The organism is Brachybacterium sp. p3-SID1565, assembly GCF_025143785.1.
GTDB classification, from domain to species: domain Bacteria; phylum Actinomycetota; class Actinomycetes; order Actinomycetales; family Dermabacteraceae; genus Brachybacterium; species Brachybacterium epidermidis.
Map to the genome: position 1 here is coordinate 19,325 of NZ_JAMBDS010000001.1, position 13,844 is coordinate 33,168.

General features: G+C 70.0%; 15 protein-coding genes. 6 read left to right on the plus strand and 9 right to left on the minus strand.

Annotation, left to right across the window (positions count from 1 at the left end; genetic code table 11):
- Positions 1-36: 36 nt before the first annotated feature.
- Complete coding sequence (locus M4D54_RS00110) at positions 37-1,134, plus strand: GNAT family N-acetyltransferase (protein ID WP_259889333.1); 1,098 nt, start codon at positions 37-39, stop codon at positions 1,132-1,134.
- Between the two features lie 30 nt (positions 1,135-1,164).
- Here M4D54_RS00110 and M4D54_RS00115 read toward each other — a convergent pair whose 3' ends face one another.
- The 5 genes from M4D54_RS00115 to M4D54_RS00135 all read right to left on the minus strand — a co-directional run bounded on the left by M4D54_RS00115 (position 1,165) and on the right by M4D54_RS00135 (position 6,022).
- Entirely contained in the window at positions 1,165-1,425 is a 261-nt protein-coding gene (locus M4D54_RS00115; protein WP_193865524.1) for a hypothetical protein, read from the minus strand.
- Entirely contained in the window at positions 1,422-2,924 is a 1,503-nt protein-coding gene (locus tag M4D54_RS00120) for an MFS transporter (protein ID WP_193865525.1), read from the minus strand. The genes M4D54_RS00115 and M4D54_RS00120 overlap by 4 nt, the downstream gene beginning before the upstream one ends.
- A gap of 198 nt (positions 2,925-3,122) precedes the next feature.
- Positions 3,123-4,745 (minus strand): glutamine-hydrolyzing GMP synthase, encoded by a 1,623-nt coding sequence (guaA, locus tag M4D54_RS00125; protein WP_259889337.1) that lies wholly within the window; start codon positions 4,743-4,745, stop codon positions 3,123-3,125.
- An 18-nt stretch (positions 4,746-4,763) separates the two neighbouring features.
- Complete coding sequence (locus tag M4D54_RS00130; protein ID WP_193865527.1) at positions 4,764-5,177, minus strand: DUF3817 domain-containing protein; 414 nt, start codon at positions 5,175-5,177, stop codon at positions 4,764-4,766.
- Positions 5,174-6,022, minus strand: coding sequence for an SURF1 family protein (locus M4D54_RS00135; RefSeq protein WP_193865528.1), 849 nt, complete (start codon positions 6,020-6,022; stop codon positions 5,174-5,176). The genes M4D54_RS00130 and M4D54_RS00135 overlap by 4 nt, the downstream gene beginning before the upstream one ends.
- 148 nt (positions 6,023-6,170) lie before the next feature.
- Between M4D54_RS00135 and pta the strand changes: the two genes are divergently transcribed.
- Complete coding sequence (pta, locus tag M4D54_RS00140) at positions 6,171-8,252, plus strand: phosphate acetyltransferase (protein ID WP_193865529.1); 2,082 nt, start codon at positions 6,171-6,173, stop codon at positions 8,250-8,252.
- Between the two features lie 125 nt (positions 8,253-8,377).
- Entirely contained in the window at positions 8,378-9,598 is a 1,221-nt protein-coding gene (locus M4D54_RS00145; protein ID WP_193865530.1) for an acetate kinase, read from the plus strand.
- Positions 9,599-9,891: 293 nt separating this feature from the next.
- Here the strand turns inward: M4D54_RS00145 and M4D54_RS00150 are convergent, their stop codons facing one another.
- From M4D54_RS00150 to M4D54_RS00165, 4 genes are read right to left on the minus strand one after another with little or no spacing between them, the layout of a single operon-like run.
- Entirely contained in the window at positions 9,892-10,455 is a 564-nt protein-coding gene (locus tag M4D54_RS00150) for a GNAT family N-acetyltransferase (protein ID WP_193865531.1), read from the minus strand.
- Positions 10,456-10,513: 58 nt separating this feature from the next.
- The gene (locus M4D54_RS00155; RefSeq protein WP_193865532.1) at positions 10,514-10,672 is read right to left on the minus strand and encodes a hypothetical protein; all 159 of its coding nucleotides are present in this window, start codon (positions 10,670-10,672) and stop codon (positions 10,514-10,516) included.
- A gap of 20 nt (positions 10,673-10,692) precedes the next feature.
- A complete protein-coding gene (locus M4D54_RS00160; protein WP_193865533.1) occupies positions 10,693-11,802 on the minus strand; it encodes a GuaB3 family IMP dehydrogenase-related protein in 1,110 nt (369 codons plus the stop codon).
- Between the two features lie 31 nt (positions 11,803-11,833).
- On the minus strand, positions 11,834-11,962 hold the full coding sequence (locus tag M4D54_RS00165) for a hypothetical protein (RefSeq protein ID WP_259790519.1): 129 nt from the start codon (positions 11,960-11,962) through the stop codon (positions 11,834-11,836).
- On the opposite strand from M4D54_RS00165, the gene M4D54_RS00170 reads away from it, so the two are divergent.
- The 3 genes from M4D54_RS00170 to M4D54_RS00180 are packed head-to-tail and all read left to right on the plus strand — an operon-like array spanning position 11,946 to position 13,815.
- Entirely contained in the window at positions 11,946-12,860 is a 915-nt protein-coding gene (locus M4D54_RS00170; protein ID WP_228019146.1) for an alpha/beta fold hydrolase, read from the plus strand. The two genes, M4D54_RS00165 and M4D54_RS00170, sit on opposite strands and share 17 nt — an antisense overlap.
- The gene (locus tag M4D54_RS00175; protein WP_193865535.1) at positions 12,857-13,570 is read left to right on the plus strand and encodes a TetR/AcrR family transcriptional regulator; all 714 of its coding nucleotides are present in this window, start codon (positions 12,857-12,859) and stop codon (positions 13,568-13,570) included. The genes M4D54_RS00170 and M4D54_RS00175 overlap by 4 nt, the downstream gene beginning before the upstream one ends.
- Positions 13,567-13,815 carry an alpha/beta fold hydrolase gene (locus M4D54_RS00180; protein ID WP_259889341.1) on the plus strand — a complete coding sequence of 83 codons (249 nt, stop codon included), beginning with the start codon at positions 13,567-13,569 and terminating at the stop codon, positions 13,813-13,815. Before M4D54_RS00175 ends, M4D54_RS00180 begins: the two co-directional genes overlap by 4 nt.
- Positions 13,816-13,844: the final 29 nt, after the last annotated feature.

A 13,844-nucleotide genomic window follows, 5' to 3' on the forward strand; every position in this document is an offset into this window, starting at 1 on the left:
CGAAGTCCTCCCGTCCCCGCGTGAAAAGATGGGCGGATGCTGCTCGTCGACCACTTCGCACCCACGCTGCCCGCCGTCCTCGAGGGCCGACTCGCCACGCGCCTGCCGCTCGCCTCGGACGTGGCCCCCGTGACCGCGCTGCTCACGGCCGCGATGCGCCGCTACGACCCCGAGGCCGCGGCCGACGAAGCAGGACTGCGCTCGCGGATGGTGGGGCTGAAGTCGTGGTCACGACGCCAGGTCGTCGTCGTGCCCGCCGGCGCCGACGGCTCCCCCACCCTCGAGCTGCCGCCGCTGGCGTGGATCGCTCTCGAGGACCGCGCGAGCGGGCGCACGAACGTCCAGTTCGTCATCGCCGCCGACGCCCCCGAGCGGGAAGAGCTCGCCGCCTCGCTGCTGGACTGGGCGGTCGAGGTGGGCGGCTCCTTCGCCCGCGCCCGCGGCGTGGAGGCCACCAAGCTCACCACGGACGCGAACGCGCTGGACACCGACCGCGCCCACCTGCTCGAGGCGTCAGGCTACGAGATGGTCCGCTCCTGGCTGCACATGCGCCGCCCCGTCTCCCCCGAGGAGACGACCTCGCTGCCCGCCCCGCGGGAGGGCACCCGGGTCCGGCGCGTGCACCGTCACGAGTCCGGCCTGCCGGTCGCCCAGGACGTCCGCACCGTTCACCGGATGCTCGAGGAGTCGTTCGCCGACCACTGGGGCTCCTACCGCGAGTCCTTCGCCGAGTTCGTCCAGCGCCTGATCGAAGCGCCGGACGAGGCCGACTGGGACCACTGGTGGATCGCGGAGATCGAGCGCGAGGGCCGATGGCTGCCGGCGGGTGGCCTCGTCGCCGCCCCGATCAAGGCCACCACGACCCGCGGCGAGGGCACGTATCTGGAGTACCTCGGAGTGCACCGCAGCGCCCGCGGGCGCGGGATCGCGAAGTCCCTGCTGCGGGCCGCGCTGCGCGACGCCGCCGAGCGCGGGCGGACGTTCGTCGACCTCGAAGTGGACGAGGACTCCCCCACCGGCGCCGACCGGATCTATGCCTCGATGGGATGGGAGACCTATGAGCGCACCCACTCCTGGCATGCGACCGCGCCCTCGCACCCCTCGCGTCTGCTGGAGCCGCCGCCCTCGGCGTGACCGCCGGCGCACAGGGCAGCACGGCGCCGGTCAGGCGGTGGGCCCGCGGCGCCCGCGCATCCATCGCCAGAGCCGCAACGGGAACATGCCCAGCAGCGGGGCGTGCTCACCGAGGCGGGCGTCACCGCGCCGGTCGAAGGCCGCAGCGAAGCGCTCGGCCTCGGCTGCGGTGTCGTAGTCCTTCGTGCCTCCGCCTTCTCCGCAGCCCCGCTCGCACTCCCAGCGCATCGTGCGTCCATCGGCGCGGAAGGCCGGTCGGTGGCCGAACACCAGGCAACCCAGGGGCGTCATGCCCGCTCACCCGTCTCTCCTGCGCCCCTCTCGGTCTCGCCGTCGCCGGGGCCGTCATCCTCCTGCGCGGTGAGCGGGGCGGCGAGGTCCTCGAGCTCCCGCCCCTCCGCGCGGACGCCGAACACCAGCTCGGCGACGCCGCCGAGGGACATCACCGCCGCGGCGATCAGGAAGCCGATGGCCACCGGCATCCGCTCCCCGGTGTCGATGAGGCTTCCGAACAGCAACGGGCCGGCGATGCCGCCCGCCGCGGTCCCGAGTGCATAGAAGAAGGCGATCGCGAGCGCCCGCGTCTCCATCGGGAAGATCTCGCTCACCGTCAGATAGGCGGCGCTGGCGCCGGAGGAGGCCAGGAAGAACGTGATCACCAACAGGATCATGAAGGCGGTGAGCCCGCCGGTCTGGCTGAGGAACACCCACGCCAGGGGCAGGGTCACCGCGGCGCTGCCGAAGTAGGCGAGGGCGATCATCGGTTTGCGACCGACGCTGTCGAAGAAGTGTCCCAGCAGCACCGGGCCGGCGAAGTTCGACAGCGCCCAGAAGATGATGAACAGCGGAGTGAGCGACGCACCGACGTCGTAGAAGGACGACAGCAGAACGCCGAGGTTGAAGGTGATGCCGTTGTAGAGGAACGCCTGTCCGAGGAACAGCGCCAGGCACAGGATCGAGCGCCGCGGGTACTTGCGGAATGCGACCGAGGCGATCTCGCGGAACGGGATCGCCTTGCGCTGACGGATCGTGAGCGAACCCTCCGCCGGGGGCAGCTCCTCGCCCCGTTCCTCCTCGATGCCCTCCTCGATCCCGCGCACGATCCGTTCGGCCTCCTCCTCGCGGCCGTGGATGAACAGCCAGCGAGGGCTCTCCGGCACGTGGCGCCGCACGAACAGCACGCAGATGCCGAGGACCGCGCCGAAGCCGAAGGCGAGTCGCCATCCCAGGTCGATGGGCAGCAGCGCCGTGCTGAGCAGCACCAGCGACAGCGCGGAGCCCGCGGCCGAGCCCAGCCAGTAGGAGCCGTTGATGATCAGGTCCACCCGCCCCCGCGCCCTCGCGGGTATCAACTCGTCGATCGCGGAGTTGACGGCCGCGTACTCGCCGCCGATCCCGGCGCCGGTCAGGAAGCGGCAGAGGAAGAAATACCAAGGGGAGAAGGAGAAGGCCGTCGCCACGGTGGCCACGAGGTAGAGCACGAGCGTCCACAGGAAGAGCTTCTTGCGGCCCAGCCGGTCGGTGAGCTGGCCGAAGACGAGCGCACCGAGGCAGGCGCCGACGATGTAGATGGCACCGGCCACGCCGATCTGGCCGGCGGAGATGTCCAGACCGCTGCCGTCCTCGGTGAGCCGGGCGGCCACGTTGCCGACCATCGTCACCTCAAGGCCGTCGAGGATCCATACGCTGCCCAGCCCGATCACCACGCGCCAGTGGAAGCGGGACCAAGGCAGGCGGTCCAGCCTCGAGGGCACCTGCGTCGTGATCGTGTCGCTCTCGGCCTCGGCCATCGGTCCGCCCTTCTCACTCGACGACGTCGCGGCAGTCGACGGAGGACGAACGCTCACTGACGTCCGCAGAACGTAGCCCTTCGCCACCCGGCGCGGCAAGGCGCCTCCCCGCCGATCGGTCGGGAGCCTGCTGCCAGGGCCCCGACGGCGCGACGACGACCCCCGCGGATCCCGACCGCGGGACGGCTCAGCAGGGGCTCACTCCCATTCGATGGTGCCCGGTGGCTTGCTGGTCACGTCCAGGACCACGCGGTTGATCTCGGGCACCTCATTGGTGATGCGGGTGGATATGCGGCCCAGCACCTCGTACGGCACCTTGGCCCAGTCGGCGGTCATGGCGTCGTCGCTGGTGACGGGGCGCAGCACGATGGGGTGGCCGTAGGTGCGGCCATCGCCCTGCACGCCCACGGAGCGCACATCGGCCAGCAGCACCACCGGGCACTGCCAGATCTCGCGGTCCAGACCGGCAGCGGTGAGCTCCGCACGGGCGATCGCGTCGGCTCGCCGCAGGACGTCCAGGCGCTCACGGGTGACCTCGCCGATGATGCGGATGCCCAGGCCCGGCCCGGGGAACGGCTGGCGCCAGACGATCTCGTCGGGCAGGCCCAGCTCGGAGCCGACGGCGCGCACCTCGTCCTTGAACAGGGTGCGCAGCGGCTCGACGAGTTCGAAGGAGAGATCCTCCGGCAGGCCGCCCACGTTGTGGTGGCTCTTGATGTTGGCAGCGCCCTCTCCCCCGCCGGACTCGACGACGTCGGGGTACAGGGTGCCCTGGACCAGGAACGCGGTGGCGTCCTCGCTGGTGGTGTGGGTGCCGCCGCCGGCCTCGTCCTCCACCAGGCCGCGCTCACGGAGGATCTCGGCCTGGGCGCGCTCGAAGGTGCGGATGAACTCGCGGCCGATGATCTTGCGCTTCTGCTCGGGGTCGGTGACCCCGGCCAGTGCCTGCAGGAACTGGTCCTCGGCATCGACCACCACGAGCTTCGCCCCACCGGTGGACTCGCCGAAGGCCTTCTCGATCTGCGCGGACTCGTCCTGCCGCATGAGTCCATGGTTGACGTACACGCAGGTGAGGCGGTCCCCTATGGCACGCTGCACGAGGGCCGCGGCCACGGCGGAGTCCACGCCGCCGGAGAGCGCACAGATGGCGGTGCCCTCGCCCACCTGCTCGCGGATCCTCTCGACCTGCTCCTCGATCACGTTGCCGGTGGTCCAGGTGGGGTCGATGCCGGCGCCCCGGTACAGGAAGTTCTCCAGCACTTCCTGGCCGCGGTCGGAGTGACCCACCTCGGGGTGCCACTGCACGCCGTACAGCCGCTTCTCGGGGTGCTCGAAGGCTGCCACGGGACTGCCGGCGGAGGTGGCCACCACCTGGAATCCCTCCGGCGCGGCGGTGACGGAGTCGCCGTGGCTCATCCACACGTTCTGCTCGACGTCCTGATCGGCCAGCAGCTGGGACGCGGCGTCGACGGCCTCCAGGCGCGTCGCTCCGTACTCGCGCACACCGGTGGGGGCGACGGTGCCGTCGAGTGCGGCGGCCATCGACTGGAACCCGTAGCACAGGCCCAGCACAGGAACCCCGGCCTCCAACAGGGCCGGGTCCAGGCGCGGGGCTCCGGGTTCGTACACCGAGCTGGGGCCTCCGGAGAGGATGATCGCCAGCGGTCTGCGGGCCAGGATCTCCGCCACCGGCATGGTGTGCGGGACGACCTCGGAGTAGACGTCGGCCTCACGGACCCGGCGCGCGATCAGCTGCGCGTACTGGGCCCCGAAGTCGACGACGAGGACCGGATCGGCATCGGTGTTCTCAGCTGTGCTCACGCCCAGAAGTCTACGGCGTCAGGCAGGGCGTTCCTGGTCCTGCAGCGTGGGGCGGCGGGAGAGATCGGACTCCACCTGCTGGTGGGTCCAGCGCTCCCCGAAGAAGGACAGCACCGGGACCACACCGAAGAACATCAGCAGCAGCATCCGCGGCAGCCCCCAGCGCATCCGCATCCACAGGTCGAAGGCGAGGATCACGTAGACCATGTAGATCAGGCCGTGGATCGGGGACCACACCGAGGAGATCTGGTCCCAGGTGGCGGAGGTGGAGGTGAACAGACCCTCGCCGCCGTACACCCCGTACCGCATCACCATGATCGCGACCAGCACCAGCAGTGCGATGCCCTCCACGATGGAGGCGATGCGGAAGCGGGCGAAGGAGGTCCGCACGGCCATTTCGTCGAGGGGGCGGGTGGAGGAGGCCACGATCATCGGTCCTTGTCAGCAGTCGGGGTGGCGGCGGAAGAGGTCGCCGGGGCGGTATCGGACCCGCCCACGCTACCGCCATCCAGCTCTCGTTCGAGTGCCTCGCGCTGGTCGGCCAGCTCGTCCAGGTAGGCGGTGCGCACAGAGCGCCCCCACAGGTACAGGAAGAAGGCCCCGAACAGGATCCACTGCGCGGCGTAGCCGATGTTCTGCCAGTCCAGCCCGCGCGAGAACGCCGACTGCGCGGCCGGCATCGGTGACAGGCCCGCGGACTCGGAGGTCTGCGCCACGTACCCGGCGTACATGGGCGCGCCCCATTCGTTGACCAGCTGCGGGGTGGCGATCTCCGTGGCCACACCCCCCTCGATGCCGTCGGAGGCGGCCTCGCTGGCCTCGATCCGACCGGCCACAGCGACCTCGCCCGACGGGGGCGGCGGTGCCAGGGAGGGGTCGAGGTGGCCGTCGGCGCCGGTGACCTCTGCGGTGGGCAGCCAGCCGCGCGCAACCGGGAGGCGGGCTGTGGTGCCGTCGTCGAGGTCGACGTGCAGGGCCGTGACCACCACGGTGGCCTCGGTCCCGTCGATGCGCCGCCCAGCCACCAGCACCTGCTCGGCGGGATCGAACCGCCCCTGTGCGGTGACCAGCTCGCCCACGATGTCGTTGGTCACGGCTCCCCCGACCTCGAGCACGTCGCGCACGTCCCCCAGCTCAGCGGGGGCATCATCGCGGCTGGTCAGGGCACGGTGGGCACGGTCCCACTGCCAGGAGGCCAGCAGTCCGCACCCCACCGTCGCCGCCACCATGAGGGCGAGCAGGCCCAGCAGGCGGGGGCGAAGAGCGGTGCGCAGCATGACCCCATGGTAGGAGCGTCAGCTGGGGATTAGGCGTGCACGGATGGCATCTGCCCAGGTGCGGGGGGCAGCATGAGAGCCGTCACCGCTGTGGGCAGCAGGACTTCGGGCCTGCCGTCGTGGGCTCCCCCACCGTATTGTGGGGAGCGTGTCGCAGAGTGTCTATGTCGCCAGCCCGGAGGGAATGACAGGGAAGTCGATGGTGGCTTTCGGTCTTCTCGAAGCCCTCGCATCCCAGTCCGACCGCGTCGGGGTGTTCCGACCGGTCGTCAAGGCCGATCGGGCGCGTGACTACGCGGTCGACCTGCTGACCCGGCATCCCGCCGTGGACCAGTCGTACGAGGACGCCATCGGCGTGGACTACCAGCTGATGCTCTCGGACCCGGACAAGGCGCACGAGCAGATCCTGCGCCACTACCGCGAGCTCGCCGAGCGCTACTCGATGCTCGTCGTGCTGGGCTCGGACTACGACGACCTGGCCAACCCTGCCGAGCTCTCCTTCAACGCGGAGGTCGCGGCGAACCTGGGTGCCTCCGTGGTGCTGGTGCTGTCCGGGCTGGACCGCAGCCCCGAGCAGATCGGGGCGCTCGCCTCGGTGTCCCTGGGCGAGTTCGCCGGGCACCACGCCCCGCCGATCGCCGTGGTGGTCAACCGTGCGGATCCCGACTCGCTCACGCAGATCCACGAGACCGTGGCCGCGAAGGCCCAGGGCGGCATCGTCGCGGTGATCCCGGAGAGCCCGGTCATCATGGCCCCCACCGTGGGGGAGCTCAAGGAGGCCGTCGGCGGCAGCCTGCTGCAGGGCAACCCCGAGTGGTTGGGGCGCGTGGCCATCGGCACCGTGGTGGCCGCGATGAGCCTGCCCAACGTGCTGAACCGCCTCACGGAGAACTGCACCGTCGTCGCCCCCGGCGACCGGTTCGACCTGCTGCCCGGGCTACTGATGGCTCAGCAGTCGGGCACGTTCCCCTCGCTGTCCTCGATCGTGCTGACCGGGGGCTACGAGATCCCGGAGGAGGTCACGCGGCTGCTCAGCGGCGTCCAGCAGGACCTCCCGGTGATCGCCACCGACCTGTCCACCTTCGAGACCGCCGTGCAGGTGGCCAAGACCCGTGGCCGCCTCCAGGCCAGCAGCCCGCAGAAGCTGGACGCCGCCCGCCGTGCCGTGGCCGAGCACCTGCCCACGCCCACCCTGCTGAAGGCCCTCGAGGTCAACCGCAGCGAAGTGGTCACCCCGATGATGTTCGAGTTCGAGCTGCTGGCCCGTGCCCGCGGCGAGAAGAAGCGGATCGTGCTGCCCGAGGGCGATGAGCCCCGCATCCTCGCCGCCGCCGAGGCGATCCTGGCCCGCGGCGTGGCGGATCTGATCCTGCTGGGCGACGAGAACGCGATCCGGGCCAAGGCCTCCCAGCTGGGCCACGACATCTCCGAAGCCCGCGTGGTCTCCCCCCAGGATCCGGAGCTGCTGGAGAAGTACTCCGCGGAGTACGCACGCCTGCGCGCCAAGAAGGGCGTGACCATCGAGCAGGCCCGCGAGAAGGTGCAGGACGTCTCCTACTTCGGCACCATGATGGTGCAGATGGGCGAGGCCGACGGCATGGTCTCCGGGGCGGTCCATTCCACCGCCCACACGATCCGCCCCTCCTTCGAGATCATCAAGACCAAGCCGGGCGCGAAGATCGTCTCCTCCGTGTTCCTGATGGCCCTGCACGACCGGGTGCTGGTGTACGGCGACTGCGCGGTGAACCCTGACCCCACCGCCGAGCAGCTGGCCGACATCGCGGTCCAGTCCGCCGCCACCGCGGAGCAGTTCGGCATCGACCCGAGGGTCGCGATGCTCTCCTACTCCACCGGCACCTCCGGGACCGGCGCCGACGTGGACAAGGTGCGCGAGGCCACCGAGATCGTGCGCGGGGAGAACCCCGAGCTCGACGTCGAGGGCCCCATCCAGTACGACGCCGCGGTGGACGTCTCGGTCGCCAAGACCAAGCTGCCCGAGTCCTCCGTGGCCGGCCGTGCCACCGTGTTCGTCTTCCCGGACCTCAACACCGGCAACAACACCTACAAGGCCGTGCAGCGCTCCGCCGGGGCGATCGCCATCGGCCCGGTGCTGCAGGGCCTGAACAAGCCGGTCAACGACCTCTCCCGCGGCGCGCTGGTGGACGACATCATCAACACCGTGGTCATCACCGCCATCCAGGCGCAGGCCGAGTCCACCGCTGCACACTGACCCGCCACCGGGCGGCCATCCACTGTCGCCCTCGGGCCCCGCGCAGGTGTGCCGACACCATCGTCGGTGCCCCCGGCCGCGCCCCGACCGACACCGACCTCCCACAGACCAGGAGACACCACCCCATGAACGCCACGCCCGCCGATCCCCGCGTCCTCGTGATCAACTCCGGCTCCTCGTCCCTGAAGTTCCAGCTGCTCTCCCCTGCCGATGGCACCGTGGACGCCACCGGGATCGTGGAGCGGATCGGCCTGGACATGGGCGCTGCGCGCATCACCGCCGGGGAGCAGGAGTCCACCTTCGCCGGTCCGGTCCCGGACCACGTGGAGGCGATGAGGATCGTGGAGCAGCTGTTCGGCGAGGTGGGACTGTCCCTCACGGACGATCGCATCATGGCCGTGGGTCACCGCGTGGTGCAGGGCGGTGCGCGCTTCGACGGCCCCACCCTGGTCGATGACGACGTCCGCCAGGACGTGTACGAGCTGGGCCGCCTGGCCCCGCTGCACAACTACGCGGCGGTGGACGGCATCGACGGTGCGCGCAAGCTGCTGCCCGAGGTCCCCCACGTGGTCGTGTTCGACACCTCGTTCTTCACCGCACTGCCCGATTCCGCGGCCACCTACGCGCTGGCCAAGGACTTCGCCCAGCAGTACAGGGTGCGCCGCTACGGCGCCCACGGCACCAGCCACCGGTACGTCTCCGAGACGGTCTCCGCGTACCTGGCCGAGCAGGGCAAGGACGTCTCCGACCTGCGGCAGATCGTGCTGCACCTGGGCAACGGGGCCTCCGCCTCCGCCATCCGCGGTGGTGTCCCGCAGGACACCTCGATGGGCCTGACCCCGCTGGAGGGACTGGTGATGGGCACCCGCACCGGTGACATCGACCCCTCCGTGTACATCCACCTGCACCGCCAGGCGGGCCTGAGCGCCGACGAGATCGACACCATCCTCAACAAGCGCTCCGGCATGCTGGGGCTGTGCGGCATGAGCGACTTCCGCGACATCACCGCGGCGGTCGACGCGGGTGACGAGACCGCGAGGCTGGCACTGGACGTGTACGTGCACCGCCTGCGCAAGTACATCGGCTCCTACGCCTTCGTGCTGGGCGGCGTGGACACCATCGCCTTCACCGCCGGCATCGGCGAGAACGTGTGGCAAGTGCGCGAGCAGGCCCTGGCCGACCTCGAGGGCTTCGGCATCGAACTGGACCTGGAGAAGAACCGCGAGCGCTCCAAGCAGCTGCGCGTGATCTCGACCCCCGAGAGCGCCGTGACGGTGCTGGTGGTCCCCACGGATGAGGAGCTGGCGATCGCCCAGCAGGCTGCGGAGGTCGCCGCCGCTCTCTGATCACTACGAGACGGCTGCTGCGCGATCTGCCACGGCCCACCGCTACGCGGACTCCCACAGCTGGTCCTCGGCGACCTCGCTGCGCCAGCATACCGACGGCATGGGCGTCAACTATCTCGGTGTCCCCGCAGATTCTGTCAGCACCGTCACCTGTGAGGTGGAGGGCGCCGACATCGAGGTCGAGAGGGACAGCGGCGCTGGTTCTCTTGATCTGGGGCATCATCGCCCTGGTGCGCTCCACCAGCCAGCGTTGAGCGGGCGGTGCGCGCCGGTGGGCGACGGCAGCCGGGCGATCAGCGTTCGATGCGCGACAGCAGCCCGGTGCGGATCCCCGGGTACTCCTCCCGCAGGATGCTGAAGTACGCCGCGTCGGCGATGGTGCCGTCGGCGGCAGTGCGGAACCTGCGCAGCGTGCCCTCGTAGGTCGCTCCCAGTCGTAGGATCGCCCGGCGCGAGCGCTCGTTGCGGCTGTCGCAGCGCAGAGCCACGCGGCCGACGTCAAGGGTGTCGAAGGCATGGTCCAGCAACAGCAGCTTCACCGTGGGATTCAGCGCGCCGCCCCACAGCTCCCGCGCGTAGTGTGTGTTGCCGATCTCGACCCGCAGGCGCGGCACCAGGTCGTACAGCGTGGTCCGGCCGACGACGGTGCCCTCGTGCTCCACGGCGAAGCCGTACAGCGCCGGGCGGGAGACCAGCTCGAGAAGGTGCTGGGCCATCTCCTGATCCGTGCGTGGTAGCGGCACGCTCATCCCCGACCAGATCTCCTGGTCGACGATGGCGCGGAGCGCGGGAGCGTCGTCCGGCTGCAGCGGGCGCAGGCGCACCGAGCCATGGGCGAGGGTGATGTCGTGCTGCACGGGTGCTCCTGGTGGTTCGTGGCCGGGAAGGGAGGGCCGATGATCTGGTGGTCGCGGTTCAGTGCTCGCCGAGCATCTGTCCGCCATCCGGCCGGGTCCTGCCCAGCATGCGGCGGCGACGGGTGGCCTCCTGCTCCGCCTGGATCTTCTTGTGCACGCCGGCCGCCACCGCCCAGACCAGGCCGAGCCGCACCGAAAGGATCTGGAACCCCTCCATTGCTCTGCCTCGTTTCGAGCTCAGACGGTGGTGACGACCTCGACCCGCTGGAACTCCTTGAGATCGAGGTAGCCGGTGGTGGCCATGGCGTGCCGCAGAGCTCCCACCATGTTGGTGGTGCCGTCGGCGGCGACCGACGGGCCGAACAGGATCTGCTCGAGCGGGCCGGCCGTGCCCACGGCCACGCGGTGGCCGCGCGTGAGCGTGGGATGGTGGGCCTCGCTTCCCCAGTGGTAGCCGCGCCCAGGAGCCTCCTCGGCGCGAGCCAGGGCCGCACCGACCATCAGGCCGTCGGCCCCGCAGGCGATGGCCTTGACCAGGTCCCCGGAGCGGCCCAGGCCGCCGTCGGCGATGACATGCACGTAGCGGCCACCGGACTCGTCCAGGTAGTCGCGGCGAGCACCGGCCACGTCGGCCACGGCGCTGGCCAGCGGCACCGAGATGCCGAGGGTCTCGCGAGTGGTGTGGGAGGCCCCACCGCCGAAGCCGACCAGCACACCGGCAGCGCCCGTGCGCATCAGGTGCAGGGCCGCGGTGTAGGTGGCGCAGCCGCCCACGATCACGGGGACGTCCAGCTCGTAGATGAACCTCTTGAGGTTCAGCGGTTCGCGCCCGGAGGAGACGTGCTCGGCCGAGACCGTGGTGCCGCGGATGAAGAACAGGTCCACACCGGCGTCGACGACCGTCCTCCAGTGCTCCTGGGTGCGCTGGGGCGACAGGGAGCCGGCGGCGGTCACGCCCGCGTCTCGCAGTTCGCGGATCCGGTCGCGGATCAGCTCCGCCTTGACCGGTTCGGCGTAGATCTCGCGCATCAGGGCCACCACGTCGTCGTCCGAGGCGGCGGCGATGCGGTCGTAGTAGCGGGTGGGGTCCTCGTAGCGGGTCCACAGGCCCTCGAGGTCCAGCACGCCCAGGCCGCCGAGCTTGCCCAGGGCGATCGCGGTGGCCGGGGACATGGCGGAGTCCATGGGGGCACCGAAGATGGGGATGTCGAAGTGGTAGGCGTCCATCTGCCACGCCGTGGAGACGTCCTCGGGGTCACGGGTGCGGCGGGAGGGCACCACCGCCACGTCGTCGAGGCTGTAGCTGCGTCGTCCCCGCTTGTTGCGGCCGATCTCGATCTCGCTCATCACCATGCCAGTCTATCGACGCTTCGAAATCTCACAGCCGAACCGCCCCCTGCTCGCGCCGCCGGGCGATGTGCTGCTGGTGCAGGTCGGCGCGCGAGGAACGCGACACGGCACGCGTGGTGACGACCACGAGTTCTGACTGTTTGACCAGAATCGTCATTCCGGTCAAACTGGTGGTGCTGGAAGGCCTCGACGGACAAGGAGCCGGGCCCGTGAATGACGACGATCGCAGCCGAGCACACTCGGTGACCGTGGAGCGCGCAGGGTCTCGCCTGCACGCCTGGGTCCACGGGCCCGACGGCGCACCCCTGATCGCCCTCACGCATGGGGCCACCATGGATCACCGCATGTTCGATCCGCAGATCCCCGCGCTCACGGACGCCGGGTACCGAGTGCTGACCTGGGACGTGCGAGGACACGGCATATCGAAGCCGTTGGGCCGCACCCCGATCACGATCGGCGACATGGCCGAGGACCTGTTCGCATTGCTGGAGCACATAGGAGTCGACGAACCGATCTGCGTGGGCGGCCAGTCACTGGGCGGGATTGTGGCACAGGAGATGGTGCTGCGCCGGCCGGGCGTCTTCAGTGCCGTGGTCATCATCGGATCCACCTGCACGACGATGCCGATACCCCGCTGGGAGCAGTGGGCTCTGCACACGTCGACGTTGTGGTTCGTCCCATGGCCGTGGGGGTTCCTCCAACGAACCTTCGCTCGCTCCACTGCACGCACGCGAAACGTCCAGGAGTATGCGGTCGATGCCATCGGCCAGTTGTCCAAACGCGAGTTCCTGCATGTGTGGGGGGCTGTGACACGCGCGATCCGGCCCCGTCCCAACTACCTGATCGAGGTGCCGCTGCTGTTCACCCACGGCGAACACGACAGGACGGGCAACGTCGCTCGCACGATGCCGGCATGGGCCGCACGTGACCCGCATTCGCGTTACGAGGTGATCCCCGATGCCTCGCACAACGCGAACCAGGACAACCCAGCGCGCTTCAACCAGGTGCTGCTGGAGTTTTTGACCGAGCACTATCCCGCAGGAAGCACGGCATGAAGGACCGACGCGAACAGCTGCTGGAGGCCGCTGCACAACTCTTCGTCCAGCACGGCGTCCGCAAGACGAGCGTCGCGGACGTGACCCGCGCCGCGGGTGTCTCCAAGGGGTCCTTCTATCTGGAGTTCTCGTCCAAGGACGCCCTGTTCGACGAGGTGGTGCGCCACGAGTTCAGCGCCTACCTCGCCGACGCCGCGGCGCGTGTGGCGCAGGACCCAGCGGGAGGACGGCTCTCCCGCATCTACCACCACAGCGTGCATGCGCTGCTGCACCGCGCGTTCCTGCGCTCGCTCTACACGGACACCAGCGGGGCACTGACGGGACTGCTCCACGGTCGCGGTCCGGGTCACTACCGGCCCCGCGTGCTGCTGGGCGCCGAGTTCATCGAGCAGATGCAGGCCGCCGGGCTCATCCGGGCGGATCGACGGCCCGCCGCGATCAGCCACACCCTCAGCACACTGATGGTCGGCCCGCTGCTGTCCGAGCCTCTCTTGCGAAGCGAGGGCTCGCCTCCGCTGGCGGACACCCTGCAGGCGATCAGCTCGATGATCACTGATTCGTACGAGTGCGCGTCCGGCGACGTCGAGGCCGGGAAGAGGGCCTTCGCTGCGCTGATCGAGGCGATGACGGAAGCCATGGGAGAAGATCTGCCGTCGGTGGTCGCACCTCGCCCTGCGCCGGGCGAGCTCACAGGCGGAGGACACCGATGATCCTGCAGCGCCCGGGCACGTCGGTCTGCTACGAGGTGAGCGGTGACGGACCAGCGGTCGTCCTGATCCATGCCATCAGCACGGGTCGACGTATGTGGGACCGCCACGTCGCGCAGCTTCGCGCACGCTCCAGGGTGATCACGTTCGATGCCCGCGGCGTCGGGGACTCGGGTGACCTGACCGGCACCGATCGTGTGCGGGACCAGATCGCCGACCGCTGTGCCAGCCCCGCGACTTCACCATGATCCTGCCCGAGGCGCTGGACGAAGTGGAC